Annotated in this window: 6 protein-coding genes and 8 pseudogenes; 9 read left to right on the forward strand and 5 right to left on the reverse strand. The window is 57.5% G+C overall.

Translation table 11 applies throughout. The annotated features are described in order from the left end of the window. Positions 1-29: 29 nt before the first annotated feature. Together AS026_RS09640 and AS026_RS42680 are read right to left on the reverse strand one after the other, a co-directional pair. The gene (locus AS026_RS09640; RefSeq protein WP_062368484.1) at positions 30-2,093 is read right to left on the reverse strand and encodes a recombinase family protein; all 2,064 of its coding nucleotides are present in this window, start codon (positions 2,091-2,093) and stop codon (positions 30-32) included. Next, positions 2,083-2,280, reverse strand: coding sequence for a hypothetical protein (locus AS026_RS42680; protein WP_028749735.1), 198 nt, complete (start codon positions 2,278-2,280; stop codon positions 2,083-2,085). Before AS026_RS42680 ends, AS026_RS09640 begins: the two co-directional genes overlap by 11 nt. 342 nt (positions 2,281-2,622) lie before the next feature. On the opposite strand from AS026_RS42680, the pseudogene AS026_RS42685 reads away from it, so the two are divergent. Beyond that, positions 2,623-2,802, forward strand: a pseudogene (locus tag AS026_RS42685) (IS3 family transposase); the annotation flags it as partial. A 143-nt stretch (positions 2,803-2,945) separates the two neighbouring features. Here AS026_RS42685 and tnpC read toward each other — a convergent pair. The 3 genes and pseudogenes from tnpC to AS026_RS09660 all read right to left on the reverse strand — a co-directional run. Then, positions 2,946-4,514, reverse strand: a pseudogene (gene tnpC, locus AS026_RS09650) (IS66 family transposase); the annotation flags it as partial. Between the two features lie 53 nt (positions 4,515-4,567). Beyond that, a pseudogene (locus tag AS026_RS09655) lies at positions 4,568-4,699 on the reverse strand (transposase); the annotation flags it as partial. A gap of 593 nt (positions 4,700-5,292) precedes the next feature. Beyond that, positions 5,293-5,961, reverse strand: a complete 669-nt coding sequence (locus tag AS026_RS09660) for a RolB family protein (protein ID WP_037076695.1) — start codon at positions 5,959-5,961, stop codon at positions 5,293-5,295. A gap of 714 nt (positions 5,962-6,675) precedes the next feature. Between AS026_RS09660 and AS026_RS44450 the strand changes: the two are divergent. The 8 genes and pseudogenes from AS026_RS44450 to AS026_RS09690 form a co-directional block, all read left to right on the forward strand. Continuing rightward, positions 6,676-7,763 (forward strand): annotated as a pseudogene (locus AS026_RS44450) (transposase); the annotation flags it as partial. A 137-nt stretch (positions 7,764-7,900) separates the two neighbouring features. Further along, positions 7,901-8,250 (forward strand): annotated as a pseudogene (locus AS026_RS43175) (IS21 family transposase); the annotation flags it as partial. A 38-nt stretch (positions 8,251-8,288) separates the two neighbouring features. After that, positions 8,289-9,063, forward strand: a pseudogene (istB, locus tag AS026_RS09675) (IS21-like element helper ATPase IstB). Positions 9,064-9,137: 74 nt separating this feature from the next. Continuing rightward, positions 9,138-9,272: pseudogene (locus AS026_RS41995) on the forward strand (transposase); the annotation flags it as partial. 182 nt (positions 9,273-9,454) lie between these two features. After that, on the forward strand, positions 9,455-10,981 hold the full coding sequence (gene istA, locus AS026_RS09680) for an IS21 family transposase (RefSeq protein WP_081593627.1): 1,527 nt from the start codon (positions 9,455-9,457) through the stop codon (positions 10,979-10,981). Positions 10,982-10,992: 11 nt separating this feature from the next. Continuing rightward, positions 10,993-11,643 (forward strand): annotated as a pseudogene (istB, locus tag AS026_RS09685) (IS21-like element ISRel16 family helper ATPase IstB); the annotation flags it as partial. Next, the gene (locus AS026_RS44455; RefSeq protein WP_425349780.1) at positions 11,612-12,139 is read left to right on the forward strand and encodes a DUF5372 family protein; all 528 of its coding nucleotides are present in this window, start codon (positions 11,612-11,614) and stop codon (positions 12,137-12,139) included. The pseudogene istB (AS026_RS09685) and the gene AS026_RS44455, both read left to right, overlap by 32 nt. Then, positions 12,133-14,238, forward strand: coding sequence for a recombinase family protein (locus tag AS026_RS09690; RefSeq protein WP_028749699.1), 2,106 nt, complete (start codon positions 12,133-12,135; stop codon positions 14,236-14,238). The genes AS026_RS44455 and AS026_RS09690 overlap by 7 nt, the downstream gene beginning before the upstream one ends. Positions 14,239-14,244 lie beyond the last annotated feature (6 nt).

The raw sequence follows: 14,244 nt of genomic DNA on the forward strand, positions 1-14,244 counted from the left end.
TACAATCCTGTTTCATAACGCCCATCTTTCTATGTTGTTGAAGAGAATAAGCTTTCCTGATCTGGAGACGATCCTGTGGGGTGTCGAGGGTTTTGCCGGGCACGATTGAGGATCTGACGTGCTTGTGGAGTCGCGATTCTTGAACGGCTGAAGATCCATGGGCCATCGGGTAGCGGATGAGCCCCCTCAATCTCGCCGGCCTCGGCCGCCAGACGCAGCGTCTTTGGTGTTATCCCGAGTAACTTCGCCGCACCGCTCAGATTAAGCCACGGCTCGACACCGTCGATCTGGGGACGGAAGACCGGAATCTTGCGATATGACCTCAGCGCAGTGACCCGCTCCCGTGTCCAACGATTGCCATTGCCGGTCGTCAGTCCATTGCGATTGAGGACACCGGCAATCACATCGTCATTGGCAATAAGGACGAGCTGTCGCACAGCGTCGACGATGTCGTCAGGCGTCGCGTTTCTTTGCCCGCGGCGCCGTTTAGGCAGGCGCAGCTCGGTATGGACGCCACCAACCCAATGAATGACGAGGACGATCTCAGAGGTTCCATCATCGAGATCGGCGACCACTTCATTGATGAGCGTGCGCACGATGCGCTTCTTCAGCCTTGCATCGGTTGTCGGCGCCGTCCAGACGATGCGAAGATTCCCCGCAAGTGCGGTTACCTGGGAAGCGGACATGGGGAATGGCTGCGGCGCAACTGTCCGATGTTTGGCAATCTTGGCCTCAATCTCGCCGACACGAGCGAGCGCTTTGTTCCAGCGTGCTTCGAGCTCCGACGTCACCAGCCTATTCTCCGGATCGGCCGCGTCGTATTGCCGGAAGGCCCGGTCGGCGACATAGCGCGCTGCCTCGAGGTCGCGCAGCAGGGCATCCTGAACCCGGTCGCGTTGGCTGGCCATATTCCGTTCCGCCTCGATGGCGGCGGCAATGGCTCCCGGTTCCACCACCCCTAGCAGCGCCTCTTCGATCGCGTCATCGACCCGCAGACCGCCGAAAGCAATGCAGCGGGGCTCGCCATTGTCGAGTAGACCACGCCAGCAGGAATAGCGCGGAATGTTATGCTTGGCTCCGGTGTACCGGACCGTCAGCTTCCGACCGCACCTCTTGCAACGGAAAAGGCCGGCAAGCAGAGCGTCACCATGTTTCGGCGCTCCGTGATGGCGGCTAGCCGGCATATTATCGCTGACCATCTTGCGGATCTCCTCCGCCCGTTCCCAACTGACGTAACCTTCGTGTGCATCCGGGATCAGCGCCAACCATTCATCACGCGTCTTGCGGCGAATTCCAGATCGGCCATCGTATCGGGGCACGGAGCGACTCTTACCATAAGCGTACGCTCCGCCGTAGATCGGGTTCGCAATCATCCGGTGGATGGTGGCATAATTTGGCCTTCGCCAGATGACGTCACCATTGGCGTACCTGACCGGCAGGTCCAGCCCCTGCTCGAGGAACCATAGTAGAGCCTGCCGCGCACTGCCGAGTTCGGCAACCTTGTTGAAGACGAGTGCAATGGCTTCCTGGATGCGTCGGTCGGGATCCTTCTCGATCCTGTCACCGGCCTTTACGAAGCCGACCGGAACAGTAACGACGAGTTCACCGCGGCGAGCCTTCTCATAGCGGGCGGAAAGGGAACGCTGACGCAAGAGATCGAGTTCATACTCGTTGAGGCTGCCCTTCAAACCCAAGAGCAGGCGGTCGTTGCCCTGGCGGGGCGCATAAACCGCTTCCTGGTCGACCAGGACCGTATCAACAACACGGCACATCTCGATGAGTTGTTGCCAGTCCCGGCTGTTCCGGGCGAAGCGCGATACCTCACGTGCCGCCACGGCGCCGACCTTTCCAAGGCAGACTTCCGCCACCATCCGGTCAAATCCAGCGCGGGTCACGCCGCCGGCGGCCGAACGACCAAGGTCGTCATCCACCGTCTCTATATGTGACCATCCAAGCGCGGCCAGCCGGTCGCGCATGGCGTACTGGAGGGCGCTACTTTCGCGATTGTGGAGGACCTGGTGAGCCGAGGACTGCCGAACATAGAGGATGGCCTTCCGCTCCAGATGATGCGGCCCGATCTTCTCATGCATCATGACCGGCATCCTTCTGCTGGGAGGCACGCCCGCAGTTTGCGTGATCGACGAACAGCCGCACGATGAGCACCGTCAGCGCTTGGCGGGTCTCCTCTGGCAACTCCAGCCATTGCGGCGTCCCTGCCTTCTTTCCCCGCTGTGGAACCGAAAACAGATCGAACTGGTATGTCATGGACTGGCAAGGCATGGACATCTCTCCGACTCGTTTCGTGAGAGGCCAATGCTGCGCCCATTACCGCAGATTGCGATGAGGCATCGGCGTCTTCCAGTAACTTTGCCAAAGCATGCAGGCTTGAGAGATCGACGTAAGGAACCGGCGGGCTGCGCCAATATCCGCTCACGGAGCGGTCGAACATCCATGCTGGGACTTCAAGAAGTCGATCAGAAGAAGAACCAGAAAGGCTGCAGCGGAAAATATGCGTCCCTTTGGACAGCGCCTCATGGACGTGAACAAACCGCCCGGACCAGGGATGCCACGGATACAAAAGCTCGCGAACCTCGGTCCCGTGGGTGTTCTGTCGTCGTGTTGTACAACGATCATCGACCACACTCTGGACTCGGCTGGATGACACCTGCCGAGTTCGCTCAGACAATCAACCCGCGACGTGATGCGGTGCTGCGCAGCCGGAATGGCTCCGCACCGCAACCCGCCGCTACCGCCCCAAATACAGCAACCCAAAACCGTCGGAGCGAACTTAAAACTGGATAAAACTTGGGGGCAAGGTCATAGGTTCTGACGATTGTAGTTAGAGTTTGTAAGCGCGATTTTCGATGCGCATTGACGGCGGCAAGCCCGATGAACGTCCGCGCATTGGTAGCGAGATCCGGCTCTATCCGACCACAGTAGTAATTGGAGAAGTTGAACGGCAGCAGGTCGCCGATTTCGGCCGCTTCTTCGCGCTGCGGCAACTCTGTGAGCACGTTGCGCAGCCAGGCGAGCGGGTCGACGCCGCAGGCGCGGCAAGTGAGCATGAGACTGTAGATCACGGCGCTGGCCCTGGCTCCGTCAGCGGTATCGCTGAACAGCCACGATTTTCTTCCGGTGGCAAAAACTCTGATTTCGCGTTCCAAAATGTTGTTGTCGATCGGCATCCTGCCGTCGCTGGTGTAGCGTGTCAGGTAATCCCATTGGTTCAGGGTATAGGACACGGCGTCGCCGAGCTTTGTATCGGGCACGACCTTTGGCGCGATGGCGTCGAGCCACGTCTTGAGGGCGTTCAGGACAGGCAAACTGTGCTGTTGCCGGAAGCGGCGAATGCAGTCGGCGTGCGTTTCACCTGCGTCGGGCTTTATCTCTCGCGCCTGCCTCTCGATCCGGTAGAGCTGCTCGAAGAACCTGAGCGCTTGCTCCGGCGGGCCGCCTCCATTCTTCCTGGTTTTGAGGGCCTCGACAAAGCGCCGCCTGGAATGAGCCATGCATCCGACATGGGTTGCACCATCCAATGTGCGCCAGGCTGTGTAGCCATCGCTCACCAATATGCCGCGGTAGTCACCAAGGAAGGTCTGCGGATAAATCTGACCGCGGCCAGGCTGGTAGTCGAGAAGCACGATTGGCTCGTCACTATCCTCGCCACTCCGATAGGCCCACATATACGATGTGCTGGTGGCTTCCTTGTCCTTTTCCTTGAGGATTTGGACTGTCGTCTCATCGCCATGAATGAGAGGCTGCGATCGCAACCGCAGTTTCAGCGCATCATAGATGCGGTGCAGATGCTTTTCGCTCGAACCGATCACCCAGTGAGCGAGAGCGCCGCGGCTGATTGGAACACCAGCACGCTCGAATGTCTGAGCCACGCGGTAAAGCGGCGTGCCATCGACGTATTTGTGGACGAGCGCGAAGGCCAGTGTCGAGGCGGTTGCGATACTGCCCGGCAGAGGCTGCGTCGGCATGGGCGCGATCACGACAGGCGTGTTGATCCCGGTGCGGTCGCAGTGGCGGCAAGCGTACTTGAACCGCACATTCTGCAGGACCTTTGCCTTGACCTCGATATGGAGTTGTTCGCTAACGGCCTCGCCCATACGATGCATTTGGCTGTTGCAGCAAGGACAAGCCTTCTGATCGTCGGCAAGGTCGTATTCAACACGCTCGCGCGGCAGGTCTGCCGGCAGAGGTCTGCGTCCACGCTTCTTTCCCGTCTGACCCTCTATCGCTGGCAGGCCAGTGTCCGGAAGCTCGACAACATCGCCTGCCTCGCTGTCATCCTCGACCGCAGCCTCTTCGGCCTCATTGAAGAGACGATCGATGTGCTTTTCGCTGCGGGGTGCAAAGCGATGCAGCCTTGCCAGTGCCAGCTCCTCTTCCAGCTTGACGACCCGCTGCGAGAGCGCTTCCTTCTCGGCTTTGAGCGCCGCGATTTCGGCAGCATTGGCTGCCAATTGCGCCATCAGTTCTGCAATGCTCGGTTCGCCGGTGCGAGTCATCAGATTCTTGAATCTGAACCGCCCCCGCGCGTCAATCGCAATTCGCCATCCTATTTGGCTTTCCAATTATAAAACCTCGCTTCGGAAATTCCATGCTTGCAGCAAAGGTCGGCCACCTTCGCGCCAGCCTCCCGCTCCTTCAGCACCGCAATAATCTGCTCTTCCGTAAATCTCTGCTTCTTCATGCGTCCGTCCTTAATCAGGCCGGACTCTAATCCAATCTGGGGGAAATTACCGTAGCAGGTCAGGAACAAATCCGACATATGATGATCAGCGGCAATGGTGGCAGGATATATCCTGATGTAGATGTTGCTCTGGTTTTTTTGGGGCGAGGTGGAAGCCTCACGGCTTCCGGTGGAGGCTGATTGCCCGGGTCAACAGGCTTCCATGTTCATTGTGAGCAAAATAAACACCTCTTGATGGAGGTCCTATCGCCTCTCCATGGAGGTTACATTTTAGGTATTATGATAACGGAGATGAACGAAGATGCGTTCAATTTGTTGCCTATCGGCGCTCATGAAAAAATAGAAATAACAAGAACACAAATAATATAAGAAAAAAGCGAGAAAGAATATATAATTCAAACTGGCCTGGCCTTGACTTGAATTGAATTCAACGAACAGTACAACAACATGGCGCCGTTGGCGCAAAAAGGAGAAATAACAACAAAAAAGAGAAATAACCACGGTAAAACAAATAACATAATCGGCAACCGAGACGGACGTAAACATTGACGAGCCAGGACCAGCACCGCGTGTTGGCGGCGAGAGTGACACCACTAATCATCCCAACCAGATGCAGTCGGCCAGGCAGTGTCAGGCACAGAGGATGGCCAAATCATCTCTCCATGGGCCACGATGTCGAAGTGCCCTCTCGTTATACAGCGGGTCCATACACCATTGTCTTCTGCAGTGAAGCGGTCAGTGGGAAAGATTGCGAGGAAAGACTGCATATCTTCACGCTCTACGGTAGAGCACCATCGCTGGTGGTACTTACTAACTACAGATTTAGCAGTGATGATCCTATCGTATGGACAGAGGTCCATCGCCAGCACCACCCCAGGAAAATATTTAGTTGGGACGCTTTCTAAGTTCCTGTTTTCAACACAGGCTTGTACAAGCCTTGTGGGCAAATAGGCATATAAGAGGGCGGGATCTGCAGGAATGCGTTCAAGATCGATCTCTTCCCTATAGCCGAACATTGGAGTTTCGGTCATACAGGGCACCATTTCGAGGTTCCCAAAATCTTTTGGAGGAAGTCCCGCAGCTTGTTCATAAGCCCGCGCCTCAGCCACCCACTTGACCTGAGCCTTCATGACCCGCTTGAGGTAAGCATGATATTTTTTGACTGCATTATTAAGGCCGTTGCGGAGCTCGTCTTTGGGCAACCCCGTCAGGCACATGCTGTCAAATTGGGGGCGCACGTAGGTTGGATAGTTGCCTGCCATGGTGAAGGTATGATGGAAGATAAAAGTGTGGTTTATACAGAATGTGGAGAGTTGATTGTGTGGTGGATGCACTGACAAATTAGCTTTATATAGAGAGGGGCTCTCTTCCTTATTGGACCGATTTTTTTTATAATTGGACCGATTTTTTTATAATCTCTGGCCGATACAGTGGGCGTCGTTTCGACACACTACAAGGTATCTTTTGAACGTGTCCCTAGGGTTGCCGTAGAAGTCGCCGCTTCCGTGCAGTCCAAAGGGCACGACTTAAGCGAGCTGCGAAGGGCAGCGGGATTGCTAAGTCAACAACACGTCACATCCAACTTTTGGCTTGGTTTGGCTTGGCATGACCTGCCACTGAACTTTCATCCAGCGGCGATTAAAGGTCGGCCACCTTCGCGCCAGCCTCCTGCTCCTTCAGCACCGCAATAATCTGCTATTCCGTAAATCTCTGCTTCTTCATGCGTCCGTCCTAAATCAGGCCGGACTCTAATCCAATCTGGAGGAAATTACCCTGGCAGGTCAGGCAGGCAGGCAGGATATATCGCTTTGTAGCCTTTCTTTGTTTATGCACTCGTGCGCTGGTTTGTTCGTGCATTTAGGGCAGCGGTGAAGATGTTTCGGGGGAGTGTCAGGAATTTCGATGACGTCCCGAGAGGTGCTGTAGCAGGATAGCGGTGGTCATCGGCTTTTTCCGTTAGGATGGAAAGACCACCGATGACCAATGACATGATGGACCTCCGCTCGCTTGTTGAGGAGAGCGCTGATGCGGATTTGCTGCGCGAGATGATTGGCTTTGCCGCGGAGAAGTTGCTGGAGCTGGAGGTTGGCACGAAGACCGGTGCGGCCTACGGCGAGAAGAATAACTTTCGACTTGCTCAGCGTAACGGCTATCGCGATCGCGACTTGGAGACCCGAGATGGCACCGTCGAACTGCGGATTCCAAAGCTTCGCACCGGCAGCTACTTTCCGAGCTTTCTGGAGCCGCGCTGCATGGCCGAGAAGGCTCTGACCGCCGTGATCCGGGAGGCTTACATCCAAGGCGTCTCAACCCGCTCGGTTGACGATCTGGTCAAGGCGATGGGCATGAGTGGCATCTCCAAGAGCCAGGTCTCGCGGCTTTGTGAGGAGATCGATGATGAGGTCAAACGGTGTTGTTACGTTAAGTTTCTCTGGCTGGAAAGGTCGGCGGCTCGTGGATGTTCAGCCGACACAGGCCGCAATTTTCCGTGCATCGAAAGCTTCGAGCCGACGGTAGCGAATTGTTTACGCGGCGCGGCCACGGGACGGAACTGAAAAGCAATTGCGGATCGCTGAGTGCATGGAGACGAACCGTTGAACGTGCCTGGTGATCGGTGGCCTTGCATGGTTCGTTCCCGTTTTCGAAACGGCAGCTAAGGCCGGCGTGGCGGACGCATCGTCTCCGTCACTGTCATCATCGCGGTCGGTGTCAACACCGATGGTCGTCGGGAGGTACTCGGTATGGAAATCGGCACCTCTGAGGCCGAGCCAATCTGGACGGAATTCCTGCGCAAGCTCACCCGGCGCGGTCTGCGCGGCGTCAAGCTTGCCGTCTCCGATGCGCATGAAGGTGTCAAGGTGGCGATCTCGATAGTCCTTTCCGACACTTGGCAAAGATGTCGAGTCGAGTTCACTTCATGCGCAATGCCTTGGCTCATGCCGGCAAGAGTGGCCGACGCGTGGTCTCAGCCTTCATTGCAACGGCCTTTGCCCAAGATACCTCGAAAGCCGCCAGCCAACAGTGGCGCAATGTCGCCGATCAGATCAGGCCAAAAGTGCCGAAACGTTCTGGACAGTGCGGGTTTCACAAAGTTCCGGACAGCGATTTCATTAAGTCGCAGACAGAAGTTGTGTCGGATTTATCTCGATTTTCGTGAGCGCCGATCTGGCAATTTGCCCTCGTGTATTGAGCGAGGATCTGATGTCCAGACGGAAGCAAGCGAGACATACTGACGTGAAGGACATCCGGTCGATATTGCGGCTGAGCAGGAACCGCCGATACGGGCAGTCGCAGAACGTCTGAAGATGAGCAAGACGTCGATCTCGACGTACTTGTTGCGAGCTCGGGAAGCTGGGCTTGCCATGTGGCCGCTGCCACCTGGCCTGGACGACGACGAAGTTCTCGAGCAGCGACTATTCCGCCAGATGGGACGACCTCCACGCGACACCGATAAGCCGAATTGGCCAAAGATTGCCAGCGAGCTGAAGCGCAAAGGCGTGACGCTCAATCTGCTGTGGCAAGAATACCGTGAGACAGATCCAGACGGATATCCGCGGCAAAACCTACTACCAGTGAGAAAGGAAACCAAATGCTGACACACCCAACTATCGACCAGATGAACGCCTTTGGCCTTGCCGGGATGGCGACGGCCTAACGCGAGCTTAGCGAACAGGTTCATGGAAATGATCTTAGCTTCGACGAACGCCTTGGTCTGATGCTCGATCGCGAGATTGCCATGAGAACAGACAAACGGCTGAGCAATCGGCTGGCAGCGGCAAAGCTTCGTTTTGCCAATGCCTCAATCGAAGACATCGATTAGCGCCCACCGCGGACTGGATCGTCGCAAAGTTCTCGCGTTGCACAAGGAGCATTGGTTGAAGGCAAATGAGAATTTGATTCTGAAGAGCCAAACGGGCACCGGAAAAACATGGATTGCTTGCGCCTTCGCACGACAGGCGCCCCGCCTCGACTATTCCGTGCTCTACGTTCGCATGCCACGACTGTTTGAGGATCTTGCACTTGCACGGCTCGATGGCCGCTTTCCGCGCCTCATAGACGAACTGGCACGCGTTCAGTTGCTGGTACTGGATGACTGGGGAACTCATACCTTGAACGACCGACAGCGCCTCGACCTGCTGTAAATCTTCGAAGAAAGATATCGGCGGAAGTCGATCCTGATCACGGCTCAGCTTCCTGCGGCTGCCTGGCATGAGATGATTGGAGAGGCCACTTTTGCTGATGCGATTTTAGACCGTATTGTTCACAACGCACACCGCATAACGCTCGAAGTTGACAGCATGTGGAAACGAAAGACACCGCCGATCTTGACCGGTGGCGAAATAACCGAAATTAATCACCGGTAGCAGCAACAAGGCAACCGGAGCTCGATCACATCCGATGTGCGTGACTTAGTCTAGCGAAACGCTTGTCCGCGACTTTCCGAAATCGCTGTCCCAATTTAGTGAAATCCGCAGACATCGCCGAGGAAGATGTCCTCGCCTACGTGACGTTTCCCAAGCAGCACTGGACCAAGCTTCACAGCACGAACCCGATTGAGCGATTGAATGCAGATTCCGAGGCAATCCGCCCCCGCATTCCGAAATGATGCCGCCCCCAATTCCGAGAATTAACCGCCCCCTTGTTCCGAGATGATGCCGCCCCCTGATTGGGGTGTTTGTCGGGGTGTCCTGCTGGTGAGACGTTCTTCCTTTTTGCTGGAGAGGAAGGAACGCGATGCCAGCGGAGAGACTAAAGATGCGGCGTGTCCGCGAGATTTTGAGATACCGATTTGAGGACGGCCTTGGCCACAAGTTGATTGCGGTGCGCGTTGGAGCGGCCCCGTCGACGGTGCGCGAGACGTTGCGCCGTTTGGAGCGTGCCGGGCTTTCCTGGCCTTTGGGCGACGATGTCAGCGATGCGATGTTGGAAGCGGCTCTCTATAAGGCTGCCGGCACGAAGACCGGTCACCGTCGCAGTGCCGAGCCGGATTGGGCGCATGTTCATCGCGAACTGAAGCGCAAGCATGTGACGCTGCAGATCCTCTGGGACGAGTATATCGGCCTTCATCCCGATGGATATCGCTACAGCCGCTACTGTGATTTGTATCGCGCTTGGGCGGTGAAGCTGCCGGTGACGATGCGCCAGGATCATGCGGCTGGCGAAAAGCTGTTCGTCGATTATGCCGGCGACACGGTGACGGTGGTCGTCGACAGATTGTCGGGAAAGACGCGACAGGCGCATCTGTTCGTTGCGGTGTTGGGGGCATCGAGCCTGTCATTTGCACACGCCCGCTGGAGCGAAACACTTCCCGACTGGATTGAGTGCCACCTGCTGGCGCTTGAAGCGTTTGGTGGCGCGCCGGCATTGCTTGTCCCTGACAACGCCAAAGTGGCCGTGATCAAGGCCTGCCATTTTGATCCGCAGGTCAATCGCACCTATGCCGGGATGGCAGCTCACTACGGAAGCTCGGTTCTTCCGACGCGACCACGCCGGCCGCGGGACAAGGCGAAAGTGGAGGCAGCGGTTCGCATTGTCGAGCGCTGGTTGCTTGGCCGAATGCGCCACCGCGTCTTCTACAGCCTTGCCGACGTCAATGCGGCAATCATCGAATTGCTCGCCGATCTCAACGACACCCGTGTTCTGCGCCGTGTCGGGCGCACAAGGCGACAGTTGTTTGAAGAGATCGACTATCCGGCCCTGCGGCCGCTTTCCGTCGAACGATACGTCTTTGCTGAATGGAAGATACGCCGGGCTGGGCTCGATTATCATGTCGATATCGATAAGCACTATTACTCCGTGCCCTATCGTTTTGCCCGTGAGCAAGTCGAGGCACGCATCACCGCCAATACCATCGAGATCTTCCACAAGGGCGAGCGCATCGCCGCCCACAGGCGTTCGAGTGGCAATGGCAAGCACACGACAACGCCCGAGCACATGCCATCCTCCCATCGCCGCTTTGCCGACTGGACGATCGAACGTATCAGCCGCGAAGCATCGGCAATCGGATCGGACGTTGCATTGCTCTGCGAGCGTATTCTCGCTGATCGGCCGCATCCGGAACAGGGCTACAGAGCCTGCCTAGGCATTATCCGCCTCGTCAAAGCATTCGAACGCGAGAGGGTCAATGCGGCCTGCAGCCGAGCATTGGAAATCGGCGCTCGAACCTATGGATCGGTGCGCTCCATTCTCGACAATCACCTCGACCGATCTTCGTCATCAAGCCCAGCATCACCCGAGCCGATCAATCACTCCAACATCCGCGGCCCCCGCTATTACCACTGAGGAGACGACATATGCTTGCACATCCCACCCTTGATAAATTGAATGCCATGGGCCTGACCGGCATGGCCAAGGCGTTCAACGAACTGATCAGCAACGGCGAGAGCGAACAACTCTCCCATGCCGAATGGCTCGGGCTGCTGCTCGAACGAGAATGGAGCTCGCGCCACGATCGCAAGCTTGCCGCCCGTCTGCGGTTTGCCAAACTGCGCCACCATGCCGTGCCCGAGGATGTCGACTACCGCAGCGAGCGCGGTCTCGATCGGGCGCTGTTCATGAAGCTGATCGGCGGCGACTGGATCGATGCCCACGACAACCTCGCGATCTGCGGGCCATCTGGCGTCGGAAAAAGCTGGTTGGCCTGTGCGCTCGGGCACAAGGCCTGCCGCGATGATCGCTCGGTTCTCTATCAGCGCGTGCCGCGGCTGTTTGCCAATCTTGCTCTCGCTCACGGCGATGGCCGCTATGCCAGGCTGCAGCGGACCCTCGGGCACGTCCAGCTCTTGATCCTCGATGACTGGGGTCTGGAGCCGCTCAACGAACAGGCGCGCCACGACCTTCTGGAGATCCTTGAGGATCGCTACGGCCGCCGCTCGACAATCATTACCAGTCAGCTTCCGGTATCAGCCTGGCATGAGATCATCGGCAAACCAAGCATCGCAGACTGCCGCTATTGTCGACGGGGTGGTGCATCATGTGACTATCATTGACCCGCGCCACGGCCTTGCGGGTCAGCGTCTTGAGCTGGTGTCGGTCCAGTCCGGCCGCGGTGCGGCATTCGTTGTCGTTCGATTACCTGACGGACGCCGCCGTTCAATTCGCCGATCGATAACCGATCTTGTAACCGCTTCGCCGGAAGCGCGAAGCGAGTCGAAGTCGGCGCCTCGCATCAGCGTTCGAACCCTGCTCACATTGATGCACCATTTGAACAGCATGGTTACCTCCCGTTCCAAGGAGGTGATTCGCGATGAACGTGCAATCAAAACCGTACCGCGTAGCGTCTCAGTCCCTCGTAAAGCTTCTTACCCCGAGCACGACAGTCCCGCGTCCGTGGCTCGATCTGCCGCCGGAGACGCGGAAACAACTTGCTCAAAAACTTGCCCCCCTGTTGATGCGGATGCGGTCAATACGCGCGCCGACAAAGGTGGATCGGCATGCTGAGAGCGACGAATAACCCGGACGAGCGCGTCACGGCCGAGCATCGCGGCAAGCTCGCCTACATCTATGTCCGCCAGTCTTCCGTAAACCAGGTGCGCCATCATCAGGAAAGCACGGAGTTGCAGTATCGTCTGATCGATCGTGCCGTCGCTCTTGGCTGGCCACATGAACGCGTGCACGTCATCGATGAAGATCTCGGCAAATCCGGTTCGGGCTGCGTCGAGCGAGAGGGCTTCAAGAAGCTAATCGCGGAGATCGGGCTGGGAAACGCGGGGCTTGTCATCAGTCTTGACGCCTCCCGGCTCGCCCGTAACAACCGCGACTGGCATCAACTCCTCGATCTGTGCTCATTGTTTGGCGTCATCATCGCTGACGGCGAACGGCTCTACGATCCGTGCGCTTATCACGACCGCCTGCTGCTGGGCTTGTCCGGCATCATGAGCGAGGCGGAGCTGCACCAGATCAAGCAACGCCTGCATCAGGGTGAGCGCCAGAAAGCGGCACGCGGCGAATTGCGCCTTGGCCTTCCCGCCGGATTGGCTTACGACCGCTCAGGCCAAATCATCCTCAACCCCGATGAGGAGGTGCAGGCAAGGCTGTGCCTGGTCTTCAGCAAATTCCGCGAGTTAGGAAGCGCGCGGGCAGTGATGCGCTACCTACGCAAGGAGAATTTGCCGTTGCCAATGCGCCCCCTTCGTGGTCCGGCGCCGCACGAAGTGGTTTGGCGTGAGGCCAGCAACCCGCGGGTGCTCAGCATTCTCCATAATCCCGGCTATGCTGGGGCCTATGTCTATGGTCGGCGGCGGCAGACGGGTGGACGCGTTCGCCAGGACGTTTATCGTCCGCGGACGACTAAGGTCCCCATCGCGGACTGGGAGGTCTGTTTGGAAGCGGCCCATCCTGGTTACATCGGCTGGGAGCAGTTCATGGAGAACCAACGGCGATTGGAGAACAACATCAACCGCTACGAAGCCGGCCATTCGGGCTTGCCGCGCAAGGGCGCCGCGCTGCTGCAGGGCATCGCTGTCTGCGGGCGGTGCGGTCGCCGGATGAGTTTGCGCTATAGCGGCCCTGCGGGAAACTATCCCGTCTACGCATGCCGCGCCGACCGCGGCCACGACGGAGGGCCGTTATGCCAGGAGGTGCGCGCTCTGCCGGTCGATGCACGCGTCGAAAGCATTCTACTCGAGGCTCTGACGCCGGACAGGATTGCTATCGCCGTCGCCGCACTGGGCCAGATGGAAGAGGAGGCCCGTCAACTCGAGCGTCAATGGGCTCTGCGGCGCGAACGTGCGCGCTACGAGGCGGAAAGGGCACGGCGCCAATATGATGCAGTCGAGCCAGAGAACCGCTTGGTGGCCCGTTCGCTGGAACGCGGATGGGAGGAAAAGTTGCGCGCGGCCGCGGCCATCGAGCAGGACTATGAACGGTGGCGGTCCGACGAGCCCCTGGTTCTCAGCGAGGCAGATCGCGACGGGTTATTGGCACTCGGAGAGAACCTGCCTGGCATCTGGCATGCCCCATTGACCACGGCGGCCGAGCGAAAGAGCATCTTACGCCTCATTATCTGCGAGGTCGTTCTCGATCAAAAACGGCTGCAAGGACAGGTCTGGATCAAGATCTTGTGGCAAACGGGAGCGACGAGCGAGCACTCTGTCCAAAGGCGCGTTCATACCTATGGCGACTATATCGATATCGACAAATTACGAGCGCGCGTGACGGAGCTGAACGCCGCAGGCAAAATGGACAAGGAAATTGCGTCGGTACTGAACGCGGAAGGCTTCCGTGCCGCACAGAATTGCGCCTTCAAAGGTGACAATGTCTGGCTCTTGCGCAGGCGTTGGGGCATTCCAACCGTCAAAATCAACGGAACGAGCTCCAACCCCGTCAGGTGGCCAGACGGAACCTATTCCGTTCAAGGAGCTGCTGCAGCTCTTGGCATTACGCCGCAGACCATCTTCAAATACCTGGCACGAGGCCTGATTCAAGGCCGGCAGCTAGTGAAAGGACAACCATGGCAGATCGAACTGATGGAGGACCAGATCGACATTCTACGCGCTCGCGCTCAACGCAATAGACGATCGAGGAAACAGGCATCATGAAATCAT

It is taken from the genome of Rhizobium altiplani (genome assembly GCF_001542405.1).
Classification (GTDB): domain Bacteria; phylum Pseudomonadota; class Alphaproteobacteria; order Rhizobiales; family Rhizobiaceae; genus Rhizobium; species Rhizobium altiplani.

Bases quoted from the DNA above. Each gene is read 5' to 3' on its own strand.
- AS026_RS09640 (WP_062368484.1), bottom strand. From the start codon at position 2,093: ATGATGCATGAGAAGATCGGGCCGCATCATCTGGAGCGGAAGGCCATC.
- AS026_RS44455 (WP_425349780.1), top strand. From the start codon at position 11,612: ATGAGATCATCGGCAAACCAAGCATCGCAGACTGCCGCTATTGTCGAC.
- AS026_RS42680 (WP_028749735.1), bottom strand. From the start codon at position 2,280: ATGCCTTGCCAGTCCATGACATACCAGTTCGATCTGTTTTCGGTTCCA.
- AS026_RS09690 (WP_028749699.1), top strand. From the start codon at position 12,133: ATGCTGAGAGCGACGAATAACCCGGACGAGCGCGTCACGGCCGAGCAT.
- istA (WP_081593627.1), top strand. From the start codon at position 9,455: ATGCGGCGTGTCCGCGAGATTTTGAGATACCGATTTGAGGACGGCCTT.
- AS026_RS09660 (WP_037076695.1), bottom strand. From the start codon at position 5,961: ATGGCAGGCAACTATCCAACCTACGTGCGCCCCCAATTTGACAGCATG.